The 20,745-nt window shown below is 33.2% G+C and carries 17 protein-coding genes; 2 read left to right on the forward strand and 15 right to left on the reverse strand.

Annotated features, from left to right (window positions below; genetic code table 11):
• Positions 1-17 precede the first annotated feature (17 nt).
• The 3 genes from V7719_RS18330 to aroB all read right to left on the reverse strand — a co-directional run bounded on the left by V7719_RS18330 (position 18) and on the right by aroB (position 2,805).
• Positions 18-440 (reverse strand): hypothetical protein, encoded by a 423-nt coding sequence (locus tag V7719_RS18330; RefSeq protein ID WP_335731404.1) that lies wholly within the window; start codon positions 438-440, stop codon positions 18-20.
• A 41-nt stretch (positions 441-481) separates the two neighbouring features.
• Entirely contained in the window at positions 482-1,648 is a 1,167-nt protein-coding gene (gene xerA / locus V7719_RS18335) for a site-specific tyrosine recombinase/integron integrase (protein ID WP_335731405.1), read from the reverse strand.
• Between the two features lie 86 nt (positions 1,649-1,734).
• On the reverse strand, positions 1,735-2,805 hold the full coding sequence (gene aroB / locus V7719_RS18340) for a 3-dehydroquinate synthase (RefSeq protein WP_335731406.1): 1,071 nt from the start codon (positions 2,803-2,805) through the stop codon (positions 1,735-1,737).
• Positions 2,806-2,898: 93 nt separating this feature from the next.
• Here aroB and V7719_RS18345 point away from each other — a divergent pair, with 93 nt between their 5' ends.
• Entirely contained in the window at positions 2,899-4,071 is a 1,173-nt protein-coding gene (locus V7719_RS18345; protein ID WP_335731407.1) for a proline dehydrogenase family protein, read from the forward strand.
• A gap of 10 nt (positions 4,072-4,081) precedes the next feature.
• On the opposite strand, the gene V7719_RS18350 is transcribed toward V7719_RS18345, so the two are convergent.
• The 5 genes from V7719_RS18350 to V7719_RS18370 form a co-directional block, all read right to left on the reverse strand.
• Positions 4,082-6,430, reverse strand: coding sequence for a GumC family protein (locus V7719_RS18350; RefSeq protein ID WP_335731408.1), 2,349 nt, complete (start codon positions 6,428-6,430; stop codon positions 4,082-4,084).
• Between the two features lie 21 nt (positions 6,431-6,451).
• The gene (locus V7719_RS18355) at positions 6,452-7,246 is read right to left on the reverse strand and encodes a polysaccharide biosynthesis/export family protein (RefSeq protein ID WP_335731409.1); all 795 of its coding nucleotides are present in this window, start codon (positions 7,244-7,246) and stop codon (positions 6,452-6,454) included.
• Positions 7,247-7,268: 22 nt separating this feature from the next.
• Positions 7,269-9,161 (reverse strand): polysaccharide biosynthesis protein, encoded by a 1,893-nt coding sequence (locus tag V7719_RS18360; RefSeq protein WP_335731410.1) that lies wholly within the window; start codon positions 9,159-9,161, stop codon positions 7,269-7,271.
• Positions 9,158-10,282, reverse strand: coding sequence for a DegT/DnrJ/EryC1/StrS family aminotransferase (locus V7719_RS18365; protein ID WP_335731411.1), 1,125 nt, complete (start codon positions 10,280-10,282; stop codon positions 9,158-9,160). Before V7719_RS18365 ends, V7719_RS18360 begins: the two co-directional genes overlap by 4 nt.
• Before the next feature lie 210 nt (positions 10,283-10,492).
• Entirely contained in the window at positions 10,493-11,503 is a 1,011-nt protein-coding gene (locus tag V7719_RS18370) for a polysaccharide deacetylase family protein (RefSeq protein WP_335731412.1), read from the reverse strand.
• A 124-nt stretch (positions 11,504-11,627) separates the two neighbouring features.
• On the opposite strand from V7719_RS18370, the gene V7719_RS18375 reads away from it, so the two are divergent.
• The gene (locus V7719_RS18375) at positions 11,628-12,875 is read left to right on the forward strand and encodes a GNAT family N-acetyltransferase (protein WP_335731413.1); all 1,248 of its coding nucleotides are present in this window, start codon (positions 11,628-11,630) and stop codon (positions 12,873-12,875) included.
• Here the strand turns inward: V7719_RS18375 and V7719_RS18380 are convergent.
• The 7 genes from V7719_RS18380 to V7719_RS18410 all read right to left on the reverse strand — a co-directional run bounded on the left by V7719_RS18380 (position 12,868) and on the right by V7719_RS18410 (position 20,732).
• On the reverse strand, positions 12,868-13,893 hold the full coding sequence (locus V7719_RS18380) for an ATP-grasp domain-containing protein (protein WP_335731414.1): 1,026 nt from the start codon (positions 13,891-13,893) through the stop codon (positions 12,868-12,870). The two genes, V7719_RS18375 and V7719_RS18380, sit on opposite strands and share 8 nt — an antisense overlap.
• Positions 13,883-14,515 carry a sugar transferase gene (locus V7719_RS18385; protein WP_335731415.1) on the reverse strand — a complete coding sequence of 211 codons (633 nt, stop codon included), beginning with the start codon at positions 14,513-14,515 and terminating at the stop codon, positions 13,883-13,885. Before V7719_RS18385 ends, V7719_RS18380 begins: the two co-directional genes overlap by 11 nt.
• Positions 14,516-14,520: 5 nt before the next feature.
• Complete coding sequence (locus V7719_RS18390) at positions 14,521-15,666, reverse strand: glycosyltransferase family 4 protein (RefSeq protein WP_335731416.1); 1,146 nt, start codon at positions 15,664-15,666, stop codon at positions 14,521-14,523.
• A 1-nt stretch (position 15,667) separates the two neighbouring features.
• The gene (locus V7719_RS18395; protein WP_335731417.1) at positions 15,668-16,777 is read right to left on the reverse strand and encodes a glycosyltransferase; all 1,110 of its coding nucleotides are present in this window, start codon (positions 16,775-16,777) and stop codon (positions 15,668-15,670) included.
• Positions 16,777-17,853, reverse strand: coding sequence for a glycosyltransferase (locus tag V7719_RS18400; RefSeq protein ID WP_335731418.1), 1,077 nt, complete (start codon positions 17,851-17,853; stop codon positions 16,777-16,779). The genes V7719_RS18395 and V7719_RS18400 overlap by 1 nt, the downstream gene beginning before the upstream one ends.
• 7 nt (positions 17,854-17,860) lie before the next feature.
• Positions 17,861-19,711, reverse strand: a complete 1,851-nt coding sequence (gene asnB / locus V7719_RS18405; RefSeq protein ID WP_335731419.1) for an asparagine synthase (glutamine-hydrolyzing) — start codon at positions 19,709-19,711, stop codon at positions 17,861-17,863.
• An 82-nt stretch (positions 19,712-19,793) separates the two neighbouring features.
• On the reverse strand, positions 19,794-20,732 hold the full coding sequence (locus tag V7719_RS18410) for a hypothetical protein (RefSeq protein ID WP_335731420.1): 939 nt from the start codon (positions 20,730-20,732) through the stop codon (positions 19,794-19,796).
• Positions 20,733-20,745: the final 13 nt, after the last annotated feature.

Genomic DNA, 20,745 nt, shown 5'->3' on the forward strand with positions numbered 1-20,745 from the left:
CACGTTGTTAGCAAATGTTAGAATAACCATTTAAAAGAAGTTACCAAACCAATTATGGTTAGAATTATAGCAAAAACGATAACTGCAGTACATCCAATTCCTAAAAGTTTATCTTTCCAATTTTCTTTCTCACTATACGTTTTGCGTTCAATTTCCGAACTAAGTTGTTTTGTGATTTTGATATATCTAAAAGGATTTTCATCTATTCCTTTAATCCATTTAAAGTTCGGATTATAAACTTCCATTTCTCCTTCTTCGAATTTTCTTTTGTCAATTTCCCTAGCTGCCTTTAATAATTCTTTCGCATAAAGTAAAAGACCAGACTTATTACCTTTGGCAAATCCGAAATCAGAATTAAATTCAGATCCGAAATATGCTTCAGATTCTGAGTATTCTTTTTCAATTTTTTTAATAAATTTTTCTAGTTCTTCGTTGGTCATTAATGTTTGCTAACTAGTTATATCCTAACAAATATATAGTTTTATTGGTTAATCTTACGTGTTAACACAACATTCGCCATTTGTTTATCAGTAGTGTCTAACTTATAAATGGCAACGTCCAAAGGATTAGATATTTCTAACAAATCTTGACGCCTTATATGAGTATATATCATCGTGGTTTCTGGTCTTGAATGCCCCAAAAGCGTTTGAATATACCTAATGTTTACACCATTCTCCAACATGTGAGTAGCATAACTATGACGCAAAGTGTGCGGTGTGACTCGCTTTGTAATACCCGCTTTTTTACAATTCCGCTTTAAAAAAGCCCTTACACTTTCTGCACTATATGGTAGTTGGTTATTATTCTCCACAAAATAGAGCTGTGGTTCATAAGTTTGCATGTAATTTGAAAATAACGGAATAAAACTATCAGCCAATCCAACATAGCGGTCTTTTCGTCCCTTACTATTTCTAACATGTAATTGACGTCTATTGGCATCAATATCGCTGATATGTAAATTCAAAAGTTCGCTTATCCTCAAACCACATGAATAAAGCAATGCAATAATCGTACGATGTTTTAAATTTGAAGTTTTTTGTAACAGCCTAATGATTTCTTGCTGCGATAATACAACAGGTAATAGTCTAGAATTTTGTGGTCTGGTCAACTCTAATTCTTTAATTTGAGTGTCAGTGTTAAATTGCGTAAACAACTTTAAAGCACTAATAAATTGCCTTTGTGTGCTAACACTATAGTTGCGGTTTATAAAAACATCCTCAATATATAACTCTACATCTCTGTTATCTAAAGTTTCTAAGGACTTCAACGTGTAATAAGCAATAAAATCGGCCACACTAAACACGTAAGTTCTAAGTGTACTTTTACTATACCGCTTGCCTTTTAAATACTTATGAAATTGGTTGAGCATTACTTTTTGATCCTCGTTGAGCTTCAAATTTCGTTTCTTTTTTTTACTGAAATATCCCTGGTCATTAATATAGGAGATGGCTTTAAATAAGTCACGGATTTGATTTAAATGTGCTTCGGTGTCATCTATAATCCATACTTTTTTGGATTGACTCCATCGCGCTGAAGGTACCTTCTTTATGGTTTTTACAAAAGCTGAATTGTACTTAAACTGAACAGTAATGTATGGTATTCTATGAATATGGAGTTGATCAATCTGTATGGTAGCTAATCCAGTCATATAAATTACGATATCTACAAATATAGAAAATAATCGACATTAATGACCGGTAAACGATCTATTTCTGAAATATCTAACTATAAAACTTAGTGATTCGAATAATACTCAAAACTATTTATAATCAATGCATTAGCAACGTGACAGTCAATTTTTGGTTGACCTATAGCTTCTAGTAATACAAAGTTGATATTACCATGCTCATTTTTCTTGTCGTACTTTAATAGTTCAATAATAGCATCATAATCTGAAGGATCTATCGAAACATGTTCGTAGATGGATTTAAATGCATTTGTAATATGCTCTAAGTCTTCTTTTGGGAAGCCTAATAATTCCGTAGATAAATAACATTCGAGAATCATTCCGATAGCAATAGCTTCACCATGTAAGAGGTCGTCTTTATCTGGATGACTTAAATAATACGATTCTATGGCGTGACCAAGCGTATGTCCAAAATTAAGATGCTTGCGCTCGTTTTGCTCAAAAGGATCTTTGATTACAGTGTCTTTTTTTATCACTACAGATTCATGAATCAACACATCCAAATCGTTTAATGTGAGTTTGGATAAATCGGTAAGCTTATCAAAATAAACTCTGTCTCTAATAAGGCCGTGTTTTAGCATTTCAGCTAAACCAGATTTCAACTGATTTTGAGCTAAGGTATCTAAATAGGAGGTGTCAATAATTACCATATCACCAGAGCTAATCACACCTACCTGATTTTTTAATGCACCAAGATCTACACCAGTTTTTCCGCCAACAGACGCATCTACCATAGCTAAAAGTGAGGTTGGAATATTGATGTATTTAATTCCGCGCTTAAAGGTACAAGCCACAAAACCACCCAAATCGGTCACAACGCCACCACCAAGATTAAGCATCAGGCTTTTTCGGTCTGCACCAAGTTCAGAAAGTGCATTCCATATCCCAACACATGTGTCAATCGTTTTATGAGATTCGCCAGCTTCCATTTCTATCACTTCAATAGCAATAGTCGTTTCCAAATGCGACATAAACTTTGCTAAACAATGTTCATGTGTATTGGTATCTACAAGAATAAAAATCTTCGAAAAGTGATGTGCATCCACATAAGTATTCAACGCTTTATAAGCAGTATCATTAAAGTGAACGGAATATGTTTTGGTTTCTACTGAATTCATACACATACTAATCTTTCTAAGAAAGCGGAAAATTAGCGACTTTTAGTAACATAATAACTATTGAATAATTATTTTTGTTATTATTTTTCACAAATGGATACGAAAACTCTTTTTAATAATACCGAAGTCGCTTTTGCACTAAAAAATGATTCCCAACTGGAACGTGCTTATTTTTTGTTTAAAATGATTTCATATGAACCTATGGTTCGAATAGGGACTGCTGCCACAAACTTTGCCCTCAAAGCACATTTGCCTGTAGAAGGATTGATTCGTTCTACGGTTTTTGATCACTTTTGTGGTGGTGTGAATGAGGAGGATTGCTTGCCCGTAATTGATACGATGTATACCAAAGGCGTCAGTTCGGTTTTGGATTATTCGGTAGAAGGAAAAGAGGAAGAAGCAACCTTCGATGAAGCACGAGATAAGATTCTGAAAATCATCAAATTTGCCGATGAAAAGGAAGCGATGCCAATCGTGGTTTTTAAACCTACAGGCTTTGGACGTTTTCATTTGTATCAGAAACTAGGAGAAGGACAACCATTAACTTCCGCAGAACAAGACGAATGGAATCGCGTTATAGAACGTTTTGATGCGATTTGTAAACTCGCTAAAGAGAAAGATGTTGAAGTCCTTATTGATGGTGAAGAAAGCTGGATGCAAGAAGCTGCAGATGATCTTTGTGAAGCGATGATGCGCAAATACAACACCGAAAAACCTATTGTTTATAATACATTGCAAACCTATCGCTGGGATAGATTAGACTATTTAAAAGGCCTTCATCAACGTGCACAACAGGATAATTTTAAGGTCGGATTTAAAATCGTTCGTGGTGCGTACATGGAAAAGGAACGTAAGCGGGCAGAGGAGAAGGCTTATAAATCACCTATTTGTGAGAACAAAGAAGCGACTGATGAGAATTTTAATACCTGTATGACCTATATCTTAAATAATTTGAAAGACATTTCATTGTTTATAGGCACGCATAACGAGCAAAGTTGCTATCTCGCCATGGAATTCATGAAAGAACTGGGTATCGATAAAACCGATAATAACGTGTGGTTTGGACAACTCTACGGAATGAGTGATCATATTAGCTTTAATCTTGCAAAACAAGGGTATAATGTGGCTAAATATGTGCCCTTCGGCCCAGTAAAAGACGTCATGCCTTATTTGATAAGAAGAGCAGAGGAAAATACATCTGTCGCAGGACAAACGAGTAGAGAGCTTAATTTACTTAAACAAGAAAAGAAGCGACGCCGACTTTAATAGTTAACCATTATCTTCCTAAAAGTTTAGAATACCACTTCTTTTTACGTTGTGGGTTATTGCCGTAACCATAACCATAGCCTTTCTTTTTTACTGAACCGTTAAGAAGTGTTACCATATTTGGTAAACGTTTCTCCTCATACATGGTCTGCGCGATATGCAATTGACGTTTGTCAATATTATTGGCACTCACAACATAAAGAAAAATATCGGCATGGTCACTTATTAATAACGTATCTGTAACAAGACCAACAGCAGCGGTATCTACAATAATATAATCATATTCTTTTTTTGCACTTTCAAAAAGAAAGTTGATGCGATCACTCATTAATAATTCCGCAGGATTCGGAGGAATAGTTCCAGAAGGAATCACATCCAAAAACGGATTGTCTTTTTGGGTTACAGTGACATCTTTAATGCTTAGACTTTTATCTGAAATAAAATCGGTTAATCCTTTATCGAATTTAATCTTAAGATAATCGTTAACTCTTGGCACTCTAATATCTGTTTCTATAAGTAAGGTTTTCTTTTCTGAAAAGGAAAATGAACTCGCTAAGTTAATCGATGTATGCGATTTGCCTTCTTGAGAAGTAGTAGAGGTTACAAAAACAGTTTTACAATGCGCATCTGATTTTTGGAGCATAAAATTAACGTTGGTTCTTATAATTCTGAACGCTTCTGCTTTAGGCGAATAATCTACATTTTTTACGACTTTGTTTTTTAAATCAGACTTAGGTATATCTCCAATAAATGGTGCTTTAATTAAACGCAATACATCCTCTTTTGTGTGGACTTTGTTATCTACTAAATCTTTAGCATAGATAAGTGATACAGGAATAAAAAGACCCAATAGTATTGAAGCTAAGTATATAATTTTCTCATTTGGAGATACAGGGTCATCATTGGTATATGCATAATCAATTACTTTAGCATTCGCTGTTGACATCCCTAATGTAATAGCTGTTTCTTCACGTTTTTCTAATAAATAGAGGTAAAGGGATTCTTTAATATCTTGTTGACGCTTGATGTCCCTAAATTGGCGTTCTTTTCCAGGTGCCGAATAGATTTGTCCTCGAATTCTACTCTCTTCACGGTTCAAGTTTCTAAGTGTAATCTCATTAGCTGATTTGATATTACCTAGACTCAGGTTAAGGTTGTTTTTTAAAGCGTTGATTTGATCATTCAGTTTTACAACCGTTGGATTCTTATTACTCGAGTTCTTTAAAATTCGATCACGTTGGAATACCAAGTCGTTATGGCTTTTTGTAATTTGTTTAACATCACTATTACCAATGGAAATGTCTGGTAATAGATCTGTGTCTCTGCTTTCATCATTAAGACTTTCACTCATATATTCAACCAATTGCAATTGGTTGCTGGTTTCGTTGATTTTAGCATCCGTTTGACGTTCACTTTCTAGAAAGATGTTAGATTGTGATGATAAAGCTGTTAATCTATTATTTTTCTGAACTTTTTCAGCAGTAAAATCAACCAGTTCCAGTTCGTTGGACACAATGTTTAATCGGTTTGTGATAAAATCTGAAGTCGTCTTAACGATTAATTCTTTATCATTAATAACATCGGCATTATATTTTTCGATGACTTTATCCAATACCAAACGAGCTTTTTCTTTGATAGTCTCATTAAGCGATAATTTAATGACATTAGATTTTTCAGTAGCACTAATCTTAATTTTGCCTAAATAGGATTCGACAATACTGTGAATTGGTCTGATGTTAATTTCTACATGCGAACCAGGAAGAGAACCATAGTTCCCTAGGTTTGGTGTTAGAACAAATTCTCCAAATGACGCTTTCACCTTATCACCAAAACTGTATGTTGTGGTTTCTCCGTCAGTGAATTCAAATAGCTTATTGGTATTAACTTTAGATAATTCAAATTTTTGAGCAGATACGATTTTTATAAATAATGATTTATTTATGTTTCCAATGAGTGAATCACTCATAAAGAAGCTAATATTTATAGGAGGATTAGAATAGATTTCCTCTTGTTTTACTTTTCCGCTTACAAAATACTTGATATTGAGTTTTAGGTCTTTTACAACTTCGGTTAGAATGGCACGTGATTTTATAACCTGTATTTCATCGGTTACATTTGGTAATGTACTTCCAAAACCACCATTTTGAAATGATGAAATTTCAGCTAAACTTCGAGAATTTTCATCCTCTTTCAGTTTAATAGTAGCATTGGCTTCATATAAAAAGGTACTATACCTAATTTTTAAAAAAGCAATGGCTATAGCTATTAGAGCACAAACAGCGATGAGTTTCCATTTTGAGAGGTATAACTCAACTAAATTTATGATGGTGTCTTTGTTTGAAATGGAGTTTTGAGACATAATAATTGGTATCTGTTTAAATTAGCGCACTGCAAAAATTGCGACAATAGTTGCTAATGTTCCAATGGCAGAAATTAATACTCCTGTATTTGGGTTATAAGAAGAGGTTTTTATTCTGGCATTGTTAGGTTCAACATAGATGACATCGTTTTGTGAAAGGTAATACACAGGCGAATTGACAACATTAATCGATGTTAAATCATATTTAGCGTATTTTTTCTTTCCGTCAAATTCACGAATTAGAAATACATTATTCCGTTGGCCATAGATGGTTAAATCACCTGCCATCCCCAAGGCTTGCACTAAAGAAATACGTTCGCCTTCAACAGTGTACGTGCCAGGTCTATTAACTTCACCAAGTACAGAAATGGTGAAATTGACAAGTCTTATATTAACTATAAATTCGTTGACATACACGCCAATCTTTTCTTTTAGCATTGCAGTCGCTTCAGTTCTGGTTAACCCTTTTAAATTTATTGTTCCTAGAGTTGGAAATTCAATATTACCATCTGGATCAATTAAATAAGTTTGTCTTAGAATTTGCGTTTGAGCGACAGCACTATTATTAGTATTGTATGCCACAGCAGAAAGATTAAAAGCAGCAACCGACTCGGAAACTTCTGCAGCTACGTCAATAGTTAATATGTCGTTTGGTTTATATTTAAGTTGATAATTGTTATCTAACTCACTTAAACTTTGGTTCGTAATAGGTTCATCTTGAAAATAAACAATGGTTTTTTTCGATCCACAAGATGATAAAATGACCAAAGTAAATAACAAAAATAATTTCTGTATGTTGTTGAAATTGTGACGCATAATAGTATAGTTTTGGTTAAGTTTATTTTTTAGTATCTAATACTTCGAACTTAGAATTGTTAGAAATAAATTCTGGAACAATATCTTTAATTAGAGATACGATTTCTAGATTCTGTGATTTCGAATTTACGGTACATAAATTAGATATTTTATCACTAATGGTTAAAGCATCCAAGTTTTTTGTTTTTGCAATCATTATTTTTTCATGATAGGTAGCTCTTGTGTTTTCACCATCTGCTAGGAGTTCTTCATAGATTTTTTCTCCAGGACGTAATCCTGTTATCTTAATATCGATATCTTCAGGATAGCGTAAACCAGATAGTATAATCATGTTTTTGGCTAAATCAAAAATCTTCACAGATTCACCCATGTCAAATACAAATATTTCACCACCATTACCCATAGTTGCTGCTTCTAAAACGAGCTGGCAGGCTTCTGAAATGGTCATAAAATAACGCGTAATATCATTATGTGTTACCGTTAGTGGTCCGCCATTTTCAATTTGTTTTTTAAACAATGGAATAACAGAACCGTTTGATCCAAGCACATTTCCGAAACGCGTAATAATAAACTTCGTGTTTCCTTTACCTTGTAAACAATTAACATAAAGTTCTGCAATACGCTTAGTCGCTCCCATAACATTGGTTGGGTTCACCGCTTTATCTGTAGAAATCAATACAAATTTATTGACACCATGTTTAACAGATAAACTAGCCATATGCCTTGTTCCTGAAATATTAACACTCACGGCTTCATTAGGATTGTTTTCCATTAATGGCACATGTTTATATGCTGCAGCGTGAAATACAATTTTAGGTTTATGAAGTTGGAACAATTGCTCCATGCGTCTAAAGTCCCGAACATCTGCGATTACAACAAAAAAGTTTTGTATTCCTTTTTGAATAAATTCCTGCTGTAAGTCATATAGTGGTGATTCTGCACTGTCAACAAGTATTAATTTTTTATAATTATAAAGTGTGGTTTTTCTTGCTATTTCACTTCCAATAGAACCTGCCGCACCAGTAATTAATATAATTTGGTTTTCATATTCATCTAATAAAGCAGGGTTGTCAATAGTAATTGGATCACGACCTAATAGGTCTTCAATATTAACTTCTTTAATTTGACCTACACTCAAATCACCATCAATCCAGTTCTGGACTGGTGGTACAATTTTTACCTTCAACCCTAATTCAAATAAACGTCCAGATATTTGTAAAAGTCTTGAAGACTCTATGTTTTGTGCCGAAATTATAACTTCTTCAATACCATTTTTTTCAACAAACTTTGAGGTGATATTATCAAGGCCATAGACGGTAAGTGTATTGATTTTTTTTCCAATCTTTCTTTCATTATCATCAATAAAACCAATAATAACATGACTGTTCTTAGGGTCGTTAGTAATGGCATCATAGGTTATCATACCAGCGTTTCCAGCACCAAAAACCAAAACGCGCTTCTGAGTTTTAAAATCTTGCATCAATTTATTGTATACAGATTTCACAAACAATTTAGAACCGACTAGAAATAATATATTAAGAAGTAAATGGATATATATAATAGAACCCGATATATTAAAAATACTATCGTAATGCAATCGTCTACTGAAAAAGGTAGAAATAATAAGGATGGTTGCCAAAATATTGACACCAATTATAATATTAACAACATCTTTAAATCCAGTAAATCTAACTACACCTTTATAAGACCCTACTAATAGAAAACTTATTAAAGCTGCTAAGAATACAAAAGGAATCTGCTTAAACATGACTATAAAGTCGAAGTCTAACTTAAAGTTAAATCGGATAACATATGCAGCAACAAAAGTAAATGCCACGATATTTAAATCGAAAAGCATCACCAACCATTTGGAGGCATATCTATGTGAAATATTTTGTAGTAGCCGTTTAATCATGCTCTAAAATACGTTTTTATTGCTGATGTTACTCTATTTAATTCATATTCAGTTAGGTTAGACCCACTAGGTAAACATAAACCTTTTTCGAATAAGTCGTCAGAAACGCCATTAAGGTATCTTGGTGCATCCTTAAAAACGGGTTGCTGATGCATAGGTTTCCAAAGTGGTCTGGTTTCTATATTTAGTGCCTCTAATGTTGTTCTTATACCTTCTCTTATAGCTTCGGAAGGGGTTAGCATAGTTGATAACCATCGATTTGAAAAATAATCGTTTGGCTCATCATTAAATGTAAGCTCTTCTATGTTTTTGAAACTTTCTTTGTAGAATTCATAATTGCTTCTACGTGCAGAAACTCTATCGTCTAATACTTCCATTTGTCCTCTACCAATACCAGCAAGGATATTTGATAATCTATAATTATATCCGATGGAATGGTGTAAATACTCAACAGCTTTCTCTCTAGCTTGAGTGGCCAAGAAGACTGCTTTTTCTTTAAGCTTAATATCTTTCGTTACAATAGCTCCACCACCTGACGTTGTAATAATCTTGTTTCCGTTAAAGGATAGAATAGCAATATCACCAAAAGTCCCACACTTTACAGATTTATATGTACTCCCTAAAGCTTCGGCACTGTCTTCTATAACTGGAATGTTATACGTTTTAGCTATGTCGTGGATTTCATCAATCTTGTAAGGCATTCCGTAGAGGTGAACAGCAATAATAGCTTTCGGTTTTTTTCCTTTACTTAGGCGATCTTTAATTGCAATTTCTAATTGTTCTGGGCACATATTCCAGGTGTCTTTTTCACTATCAACAAACACTGGAGTTGCGCCTTGGTATACTATAGGATTCGCAGAAGCTGAAAACGTCTTACTCTGGCAAATAACTTCATCGCCTTGACCAACATTTAATAAAATAAGACCTAAATGGATAGCAGCTGTTCCAGAACTAAGTACAGCAACATGGCTATCTTGATTAAGATAGTTCTGTATATCACTTTCAAAACCATTGACATGAGGACCCAAAGGCGCTATCCAATTTGTTTCAAAAGCATTAGTAATATAAGATTGCTCTTTTCCGCTCATATGCGGAGTAGACAACAAAATTCTTGATTCCATAATCAATCTGTTAAGTAAGTTTATTACTATACAATTATTATCGTTAAGTGAGGGATTTGGGTTAGAATTTTATCTGATTCAATTTAAAATTATAGGTGAATCGTTATAAATTCTGCATAAATATGCATAAATACCATAAGACGAACCAAATAAACACGATAAAAAACAATTTTTCACGTTGTTTTTTATCCAATGGATAATATGAGCTCACTATTCTTGTTGAGAAGCTTTGATTTTTTTGGCAAGACCAGTCATTGTTTCACTTTCAAAACCATAAGTTTCATTCAATTTTTTGTAGGTTTTGAAGATCTGTTCTAAGTTTTTAAAGTTCTCGTCAATTTGGGTCCCAAAATTATGTGGATGCCACCAAAGATGAAACATTTCCTTATGCTTTGCAGCATGTGTCATTGCCTTCTTAATTCGTCGAACTTTTAAAGGTTCTAAAAACTTAAGTTTAGAACTGTAAGCTCTTAATAATCTACTAGATGGTAAGTTATATACCTTTTTGTCTTTATTTATAACTTCAACCTTGTAAGTATTAGAGCCAGTAACACTAATATAAGCGTCTAATAGCCTCAACATTTTAAAGAGATACCATCCATGATAAAACTTAGTCGTGTGAATGTTATAAATGTATGCTTTTTCCTTTCCTCTAAAAGAGCCAATACCATGTTTATGACATACATCTAAGTATGGTCGGTCTATGAGTTTATTGGCCTCGATCATGTTTCTAGGAAACACAATACTTTTAATATCGATATCTAAAGGCTTTGCAATATTAATTGCCGATTTGAGGTCATCATCAAATTGTTCGACTGTTTGTCCGTGTTCATGGCAATAAAAATGACAGAAGGTGTGCGTGCCAATTTCATGGTTACCATTAGCTTTAATTTGCTTTATACGAGACAAAGCATAATGAAAAGGGTCTTCTTTTTCGTTATTCCCAATAGATTCGAGCAAGGGATACGGACTAAATTTTTCAATTAAGTAGGTCGGTTTGTTTTCTGGAATATATTTAAATAGGTCCGTTTTGTCTTCTGCAAACAAAAAACCAACAGTAGAAAATGTGATTTTGACATTATATTTGTCGCTCATTTCTAAAAGTCTATCAATAACTTTTCCTACATTTTCGAGGTTCTCTCTATACTCATCGACCGTTTTTTTATCAAAAACTCCCCAGTGAATTTCGTAATCTAAAGAAATAACAAAATGTCCTTTCATAACTTTATTTATCATCAGGTCAAATGTAAATAAAATAACAAGATTATTTTAATTCTATTAATTGATTATAACTTATCAAAAATGTTATTTTTGCATTTACTTTTGAGAAGTATTTTGTAAATCAATGAAAACCAACCCATTTACGTCCTCTATTTTTGAATCCATTTGGAGCAAACATTTTAATAATGTTAATGATCCGATCGCTTTTGAGTTTATAAAAGGTGTTCAATTTTTAAAGAAATCCAGATTGGGAGTCTATGAAAATATTGGTAAAAATCTTACAAAAGGAATTTATTACGATTTAGATTTTAGCAAAAATGACTTCAAAGGAAAGACCTATTTAATTTATGATGTCCCAACATATTTTGAATTAGCGCCTTTTAGTCCACCATCAAGTTCTTCTTTAAAGCTTAAGAAAGTATTTCAGTATCAAGGATTTTTAATGGATATTTCTTCATTTAGCAATCAAGATGACTATATCAATGCTCAGTTTAGTTCAAAAAACAGAAGAGAGTTTCGTTCTAATCAAAGACGTTTAGAAGCCTGTTTTGACATAAGTTATACGTTTATTCATGATGCTATTGCTCAAACCGAGTTTGATGACCTATTCAAACAATTTCACGATTTGTTGAGTAAACGATTTGCAGGTAAGCAAACCAATTATCATCATTTGAGTGCCGATAAATGGAATTATTATAAAGAATTGGTATTTAATATGTTATCTCAAAAAAGAGCCTCATTATTGGTGATTTATAAGGAGAAGATACCAATTGGAATTACACTTAATTTCCATTCTGAAGATGTGCTTTTTGAAGCGATTACAGTTTTTGATCCAGATTATTACAAGTTCAGTATTGGAAAAACATCGATTATTAAATTATTAGAATGGTGTTTTGAAAATAAGTATAGAATATCAGATTTTTCAAAAGGTGATTATGATTATAAGCACAAATGGAGTAACCTAAGCTATGATTTTGATTATCACATCTTATATGATTCAAAATCAATATTGTCAGTATTTAAAGCAAATTATGTAGCTTTGTTTTATAAAGCAAAACTATACCTTAGGCGTAAGAAAGTCAATCAGTTGTACAGAAAATATACGTTTCTTATCAAAGGAGAAGCTACGAATTTTACTGATAAATCTCACGACAACTTCTCATTCGAAAAACTGGAGAATTTTGTGCCTTCTGAAGATTTTGAACGCATAGATTTCAAGTCTCAAGCTCATAAATTTCTACTGCAATTTGTGTATACCTTTTTATTTGCTAACCCTGAATATGAAGAGCAAATAGAGGTTTACAAACAAAACAATAAGAATGTTTATGTGATTAAAGGTTCAAAGAAATCTCAAAAGATTAGTTTTAGTTAGAGCCTTTTATCTCTAACATTCTGTCACACTTAGAAAATAGTTTTCCAGATTTGTAGTTGTTAAATTGCGCAACATTTTTAGTGCCTTTTAGCCATTCAATGTATATGGCAGCTGTATTAATCCCTGCTTCATGTGAAAACGGATAACCACCACCAAATCTGGGATTTAGCTCAAGTACATAAAGTTCATTGTTAGTAATAAATACATCGCAATCCATACTGCCAATATGTTTGGTGTGTTCAGCGATTTTTTTACCAATAATATCAAAACGTTCATCTATTATTGAAACGGCTTTATCAGTTTCTCCAGATCTCATATTAAGTTTTTCTCTAACAAATGTTCCGAAGTAATTCCCTTCAAAATCATTCACGATATCCATGCCAAACTCTCTACCATCTAGTTTCTCTTGAATAAGGATAGCATTATCAACATCGTGTTCACTGGCCGTATTAAGGATAGACTTCTTCAGTTTTATATGCTGAAGGCGAAATGTGAGCTCTAATTCTTCCGCAGACTCAGGAAAATCAATGCCAATAGAAGCGCTTCCCCAACGCGGTTTTACAACTAAAGGATAATTAAGCGAACCCTTGTGAATCGCAGTCATAACTTCCTCTAGGCTAGTATACGTTTTTGGAGTTTTGAGTCCGATACTCTTTAAGAAATTAAAGGTTTCGACCTTGTCAAAAGCAATGTGTATAACCTTTTCACTTGAAATAATGATTTTTGCTCCAGCAGTTTCCAATTCGGTTTTGTGTTTTGAAAGAATGGGAAGTTCGAGATCATTTAATGAAACAACTGCTGTAATATCGTGTTCACTAATGATACGTTTAAGTGCTTCAATATAGTTACTATCGTAGATACTTGGTACTAAAATGGCGAGATCGGCATCAACCATAGCAGGAGCAGTAAGATTCATGTCTGCAGTGATAACGCGACCTTCACCTTTCATAGCCTCTTTAAAATAATTAATTAAATAGTTACGTCGTCCTGCACAAGTGAAAAGTATATTAATTGCCATGAGCTGAGTTTTGATTGGTTTCTGTTCCTGTAAAATCTGGAACAATATCATTTTCTACACTATAAATGCCCTCTTTTTTAAAGACTTTATAAACGGTCAAAAATAGAATTTTTAGATCTAAAGCTAGCGACATGTTTTTAACATACCATACGTCATATTTAAATTTCTGTTCCCAACTAATGGCGTTTCTGCCATTGACCTGAGCCCAGCCTGTAATACCAGGTTTAATGTCATGTCGCTGTTGCTGAAAATCATTATATCGTGGTAAATATCTTATGAGTAAAGGTCTTGGGCCAATGATACTCATATCGCCTTTGATAACGTTTAGTAATTGCGGAATTTCGTCTAATGAATACTTTCTCACAAATATTCCAGTTTTGGTTAATCGTTCTGAAGGTGGTAGCAATTCACCTGTGGCATCTGTTTTATCATTCATCGTTTTAAACTTGATGATTTTAAAGATGCGTTCATTTTTCCCTGGACGCTCTTGATAGAAAAAGGCTTTTCCTTGGTTTTTTGATAGTAAAACCAACCAAGTAATCGCAAATATTGGAAACAGTAAGACAAGTCCAATACTAGCGGCTAGGATGTCAAAAAGGGGTTTTATAATTCTTCTATACATCGCCATCAATTTAGACTTTTATAATAGTTTAAAAGTTCGTTCCATACAAATTCCTGTTCGTAACGTTCTACAATCTTTGACCTCGTATGTTGTATCATGGCGTTTCTTTTTTCAGGATAATTTATCATGAATTGCATGGCGTTTTCTAGTGCTTTCTCATCTTTTACCGGAATTATGAGTCCGTTAACTTTATGTTCAATCACTTCATTACAGCCATTGATATTAGAAACAATACACGGTAAATTCATACAGCTACATTGCAATACAACATTTGGAAAACCTTCTCTATAACTTGGAAAAGTCAACACATCTGAAATAGCGACATATGGTCTTATATCTTTTTGCACACCTACTGCCAAAATACGATTATTATCTTTAATTATGGTTTCAGTTCCTGGTGATAGCGGGTCTAAATGATTTTCACTTGGACCAACCAATATCAGCTTGCAATTAAGCTCTTTCTTTGAGAGGTTATTAAATGCATTTACTAATTCGCTGATTCCCTTATCTTTTACAATTCTACCAATAAATATAAATACAATATCGTCTTTAGTAATCCCGAGCTCTTTTTTGAGTTGTTCTTTTTCTGCTTCGGAAACTAAACGAGTATCATAATGTTTGGTATCGATTCCATTGGAACTGCCATGACCTATAACCAATAATTTTTCGGGTTTAGCGTAGTTGTTATCAATGATGATTTGTTTTAACCCGTAGGAGTTAGGTAAAATCATTGTAGCACAGTTATAGGTCAATTTTTCAACGGTATCCAGGAGTTTACGTTTATTGCCTTTGGCCTCGAGTAGAGGTAACCCTGCTATGGTATGCAATCGATGAGGAACTTTCGCCAGTCTTGCGGCAAGCATTCCTAAAGTTCCAGCTTTTGGTGTATGTGTATGTACAATGAAAGGTTTTTCAGCTTTAAAAAATTTATAGAGCTTATATGTGGCCATCAAATCTTTAAAAGGTGTAATGGTTCTTGTCATTTGGATTACATGCGTCTTAATGCCTTCATTTTGTCTTACTTCGGTTAATGCATCTCCATCTCCAGAGACACCAATCACTTCATAATGCCGACTCATAAAACGCGATTGCCCTTTTAAAAGTGTTCTTAAAGAGGAGGGAACCGTTGTTATGCGAATGAGTTTTTGCATTCTAGTCGTTAATTTGGTTTAGCATCGTCGTTATAAAGTTATCAATAGATCTTGATTTTATGTAATCATTAAAATATAAAGTTCTATTATCATCAGTATTTTTTAATCCTTTATCAATTGCATCTTTCAAAGTGTTCACTTTGTGTGTTTCGCAAGTGATAACTCCTTTTATATTTGAAATCTCACCAGCACACATCGTACTTACGACATTGTTGTTTTGTGACATCATTTGCAACAGCACATTAGGGAAGCCTTCAATTCTTGAAGATACAACACATAGTTTAGCCTTTTTAAAAATAGGATATACATTTTTCACATAACCATATAAGATAACGCGCTGTTGTAAATTAAGAGAAGCTATCTGACCTATAAGCTTTTGGTGTTCATCATCTGTACCAACACCTAAAATAACAAGCTTTAAACTGGTGTCTTCAAGTTGATTAAGAGCATCGATAAGTAAATCAAAGCCTTTTTCAGGAATAAATCGACCAGCAGCAACGAGAAAGTTATCAATTTTAAAATCAATAACCTCCTTTGATTTTGTATTAATTTCTTCAAGGTTTACAGGGTTAGAAATAACCACTACTTTATTTTTTTTCTTTAGCCAAGGTAAGGCCTCTAGAAGTTGCTGTTTCATTAACCCTGTTTGACATATAATGAGGTCTGCCTGCTTATATCCTATGACATATGCTGTTTTATAGAGTAGGAGTTTGGACCCTTTAAATCTCAAAAATATTGATGTAGATTCTCTTAGGACAAGTTTTGTGTTTTTTAAAATTTTGAGGTATTTCAGGAACCCAAGCAACCCATTAATTAAAGCTTGTGAACTAATGGCGTGTTTGATGTGGTGTGTTTTCTTTAATGTTCTAATGTACTTAGCAGCACTAAAGAATCCCTTATATACTGAAGTATTGTCGAGATATACAATGTTGCACTTGTCTTCTAAAATTTCCCAACCGTGATGGTGTTTATTAATTAAAAATACAACAGTACAGTTTTTTCCTTGTGCAATGAAGTAATTGATAATTGTGAACAAAACTTGCTGTGCTCCACCGCCAATTAAATCATCAGGAAGTACAAAAAGCCAATCTATGGTTTGTTTTTTTTGCATCAGTTCTGAATGAGATTATTGAATACCTCTTCGTATTGTGATATGATTTGTTCTTTACTGAACTTACTTTTCACAGAAGCAATGATTTGTTGTTTATTTAGTGGATTCTTGATGAGTTCTATTAGCTTTTCTTTTAGTTCTATTTCAGTATCAACTAAAAATCCATTTACGCCTTGTTTTACAATTTCCGAAGTACCACCAAGACAATTATAAGCAATAACAGGAGTTCCTGCGGCACAGCTTTCTAAAAGCGCATTTGGAAAGCCTTCAGCATAAGAGCCTTGTATAAACACAGAACTATTATTCAGATGCTTTTCTATATCATTAGTGAAATCAATCCATGTAACACTGTCACTGAGGTGTAATGCTTCAGCTTTATCTTTAATGCGTTGTTCGTGTGGACCACTTCCAATAATGGTGTATTTGAAATCGAAATCTAACAAACTTAAAGCCTCTAAGATTCTGCAATGACCTTTTTCATTATGTAAACGTCCAACCGTAATATAATGTGGCTTGTTGTTTTGAATATTAGATATTTCCGAAGAGAACACCTTTGTAATAGGGTTGTTTATGATATGAATCTTATTTGCAGTTTTTGGGCGTAATTCTACTAACTCGTCTGCCATATCTTTAGACTGGCAAATTATAGCATCTAATAATTTATAACTTATGGTGTTAAGTGTCTTGGCTCCAAAAGGCAGTGAAGCATTATGATATTGTATAGTAATCTTTTTGATATTTGCTTCTCTTGCGACAAATTTTATCTTTCTAAACCATAACGATTGAATAGTCGTTACAGCAGTTAGATGCGCAATGGAAGTCATTACGATTTGTGGTTTGATCGACCTTAGTTTTGAGAAAATACCAGTAACACCATCTAAAACACGAGTTTTATTTAAAAAATGAGTTTCGATATGTTCTATTGAAAATGCAGCATCTTTTTCAAACCCAATAATTAAAAGACTAGGAGTGAACCTTGTAGCGTCTAGGTTTTGAGCAATAAACGATACAACGCGTTCTGCGCCTCCTGCTTTTAGCGATGGTAAAATGAATAAGATTTTGATTTTTTTCTCCATCGTTTATTTATACAATAGGAAGTCCTTTTCCATTATCGTTAAGCCATTGCTTTAACACTAACAATTTCCAAATGAGTGGATATCTATTCCAGCTGCCATCCATATGCTGTTTAATCATAAACTGAACTTTTTCTACATCAATACAAGGTATAGATTTTAATGCCTCATCGTTAAGTTCGCTCAAAACAAAGTCTTTTAAATCTTCTTTGAACCAACGCGCAAAAGGCATGGTAAAACCAGATTTTGGTCTGTTAAAAATATGTTCAGGAACCGATTGATATAACACGTCTTTTAAGATGCGTTTGGTTGTGCCCTTTTTAAATTTAAAGTCCGTTGGTAGTGAATTAGCAAAATCAACCACACGATGATCAAGGAGAGGTGCACGAGCTTCTAAAGAGAACGCCATAGTGGCTCTGTCTACTTTTGTGTTGATATCCCAATTAAGATAGGTTTTAGTATCGAAATCACTTACACGTTCAATTAGATTTTTCTTGTCGTGCATCAAATACTTTAGCTCTTCTACATCACGATTGTTATAGTCTGTTTTAATAAATGATTGATCTAGACCAGTCATGGCATTTAAATAAGCTTCATTTGAATCTTTATACTGGATGGTTTTAGCAATAACTTTTAACCTGTAATACGGAATTAAGTTTAATCCATTAGCAGACAGTTTTCTAAAGGATTGAGGCAATTTATATATTTTATTGCCCTTTCTTGCCCAATTGTATCTGTGGTATCCAATAAAACTCTCATCACCAGCATCACCAGATAATGCAACTGTAACATGTTTTTTAGTGTGTTTTGAAAGGAGCATTGAAGGTATTGCGGATGAATCTGAAAACGGCTCATCATAAAACTCATTAAAACCTTTAATGAGGTCAATTCCTTCATCATAATTACATTCAATAACATGATGATCGGTTTGTAAATGATCTGCGACTTGTTGTGCGTACTTGCTTTCATCAAATCCTTTTTCATTAAATTTAACTGAAAAGGTTTTAATTTTTGTTGAAGACGTTTCTGTTGCCTTAGCTGCAATTAATGAAGAATCAATACCTCCAGAAAGAAACACACCAACAGGTACATCTGCAAATAGACGTGTTGAAACGGCATCTTTTAAAATCTCATTGAGTTCTTGCTTGGCATCTTCATAGGATCCTTTAAATGGATGTTCATTTTTATAGTCGATATCCCAATACGGTTTTGTATTAAAATCACCAGTATTTAAATCGAAGGTAAATGTATGTCCGGCTTTAAGCTTTTTTACTTCGTTAAAAATTGATTGCGGATCAGGAATGTTTCCCCAAGCTAAGTAGTATGAAATAGCGCGCTCTGATATAGTAAGATTATCCATATGCAGTTGGATGGATGATATCTGACTTGCAAATTCAAAGTCTGTTCCGTTATGATAATAGTAAAATGGCTTTTGTCCTAGACGGTCTCTAGCTCCAAAAAATTGTTGTTTTTTTTCATCATAAATTACAAAAGCAAACATGCCATTAAAGTGATCTACACAATCTTGACCATACTCCAAATAGGCAGCACATAAAACCTCTGTATCACTAGTAGTATTGAATTTATACCCTAATTTAATGAGTGTTTCCCTTATGGATTTGAAGTTGTAAACTTCGCCATTAAAAACGATATGAATATGCTCATAGTAGGTGAATGGTTGGTCAGATCTAGGATCTAAATCTATAATTGATAACCTATTATGACCAAATATAATTTTGTGCTTGTTTTGTTCATAGAATTGCCAACCCATTTTGTCTGGACCTCTAAAAGCTGTACGCTTTAGTTTATCCTTGACTTGTTGTTCATTATATGTTAGGGTTGTTCCGTATATTCCGCACATAAATTTATTCTATTTGGATATTTTTGTTTGAAACAAAAATAGATATACTACTTGATATGTGTATTATAGTCACTAGTTATATTTAGTTATTTGGTTTTATTAAATTGTTTTTCTGTAAGTCTTGTTTTAGAAATTCTGTAAAAACCGTTGCTCCTTTCGATGAGAGATGTGTTTTGTCTTTCCAGTATGTTAGGTCCTTATTTTGTGTAAAAAACCCGGAATAGTCTTTATAAGTTACCTCAATAGATTTTAGTTTTTCAGCTAATTTCACATATTGTACCTTACATACAGGCTCATAAGTTGGTGTTGTTAGCATAATAAGGGTTTTGTTATTTTCTTCACAAAACACCTTAATGACATTGATGTATTTCCAAACTAAAGGATTTATATTCTTTTTTTTATCACAATCATAGGTTGATTCAATTTGCAAAGTATTTTTAAATTGTTCGGCTTGAGTTTCTGAAACCTCTAATGGATCAAATCCATAATAGGACTCATAATCATATTTTGGAGAAATATAGTTTTTTACAATACCAAGAGCCTTTCCGTTATAGTCTAATGACCATAAGAAATATTGAAGAACATTATCTTGATTTATGTCTTTAATGTCCTCTTTAACAGTTCTATTTCTATTGTATTTTGTAATGAGACCTTTTATATCAGATCCATCATAATCATCAATAAATAGTTTATTTGGGTCAATATTAAGAATGACTGTTTGGTCTTTGCCTTTTGGTAATAACTTAATTAATGTCGCGGCATAGGCAATGGAACTGCCATCCATTCCCATATTATAGCTTGAAATATTCAATTTTTTTACATCAATGTGATGATTAGATCGTGAGGTACCAAATGCAATTAAATTTATGGAATCCTTTTGACTTAGAAACTGGTTTAATTTACCAATGGATTGTCCGGTCATCACATTGTCACTAATTTTATTCAGCACCAAATAAACGACCTTATCTATACCATAGGTTAGTAATAAAATAATAAGAACAAGTTTAAGTGTCGATTTCATTAGTTTAATCTCA

This window comes from Psychroserpens sp., assembly GCF_036960315.1.
GTDB lineage: Bacteria > Bacteroidota > Bacteroidia > Flavobacteriales > Flavobacteriaceae > Psychroserpens.

What these genes read in the sequence shown, in the direction of transcription:
- V7719_RS18365 (WP_335731411.1), bottom strand. Translation starts at nt 10,282, where the DNA reads ATGGAATCAAGAATTTTGTTGTCTACTCCGCATATGAGCGGAAAAGAG.
- xerA (WP_335731405.1), bottom strand. Translation starts at nt 1,648, where the DNA reads ATGACTGGATTAGCTACCATACAGATTGATCAACTCCATATTCATAGA.
- V7719_RS18390 (WP_335731416.1), bottom strand. Translation starts at nt 15,666, where the DNA reads ATGCAAAAACTCATTCGCATAACAACGGTTCCCTCCTCTTTAAGAACA.
- V7719_RS18330 (WP_335731404.1), bottom strand. Translation starts at nt 440, where the DNA reads ATGACCAACGAAGAACTAGAAAAATTTATTAAAAAAATTGAAAAAGAA.
- V7719_RS18355 (WP_335731409.1), bottom strand. Translation starts at nt 7,246, where the DNA reads ATGCGTCACAATTTCAACAACATACAGAAATTATTTTTGTTATTTACT.
- V7719_RS18360 (WP_335731410.1), bottom strand. Translation starts at nt 9,161, where the DNA reads ATGATTAAACGGCTACTACAAAATATTTCACATAGATATGCCTCCAAA.
- V7719_RS18345 (WP_335731407.1), top strand. Translation starts at nt 2,899, where the DNA reads ATGGATACGAAAACTCTTTTTAATAATACCGAAGTCGCTTTTGCACTA.
- V7719_RS18350 (WP_335731408.1), bottom strand. Translation starts at nt 6,430, where the DNA reads ATGTCTCAAAACTCCATTTCAAACAAAGACACCATCATAAATTTAGTT.
- V7719_RS18385 (WP_335731415.1), bottom strand. Translation starts at nt 14,515, where the DNA reads ATGTATAGAAGAATTATAAAACCCCTTTTTGACATCCTAGCCGCTAGT.
- V7719_RS18380 (WP_335731414.1), bottom strand. Translation starts at nt 13,893, where the DNA reads ATGGCAATTAATATACTTTTCACTTGTGCAGGACGACGTAACTATTTA.
- aroB (WP_335731406.1), bottom strand. Translation starts at nt 2,805, where the DNA reads ATGAATTCAGTAGAAACCAAAACATATTCCGTTCACTTTAATGATACT.
- V7719_RS18375 (WP_335731413.1), top strand. Translation starts at nt 11,628, where the DNA reads ATGAAAACCAACCCATTTACGTCCTCTATTTTTGAATCCATTTGGAGC.
- V7719_RS18395 (WP_335731417.1), bottom strand. Translation starts at nt 16,777, where the DNA reads ATGCAAAAAAAACAAACCATAGATTGGCTTTTTGTACTTCCTGATGAT.
- V7719_RS18410 (WP_335731420.1), bottom strand. Translation starts at nt 20,732, where the DNA reads ATGAAATCGACACTTAAACTTGTTCTTATTATTTTATTACTAACCTAT.
- V7719_RS18370 (WP_335731412.1), bottom strand. Translation starts at nt 11,503, where the DNA reads ATGAAAGGACATTTTGTTATTTCTTTAGATTACGAAATTCACTGGGGA.
- V7719_RS18400 (WP_335731418.1), bottom strand. Translation starts at nt 17,853, where the DNA reads ATGGAGAAAAAAATCAAAATCTTATTCATTTTACCATCGCTAAAAGCA.
- asnB (WP_335731419.1), bottom strand. Translation starts at nt 19,711, where the DNA reads ATGTGCGGAATATACGGAACAACCCTAACATATAATGAACAACAAGTC.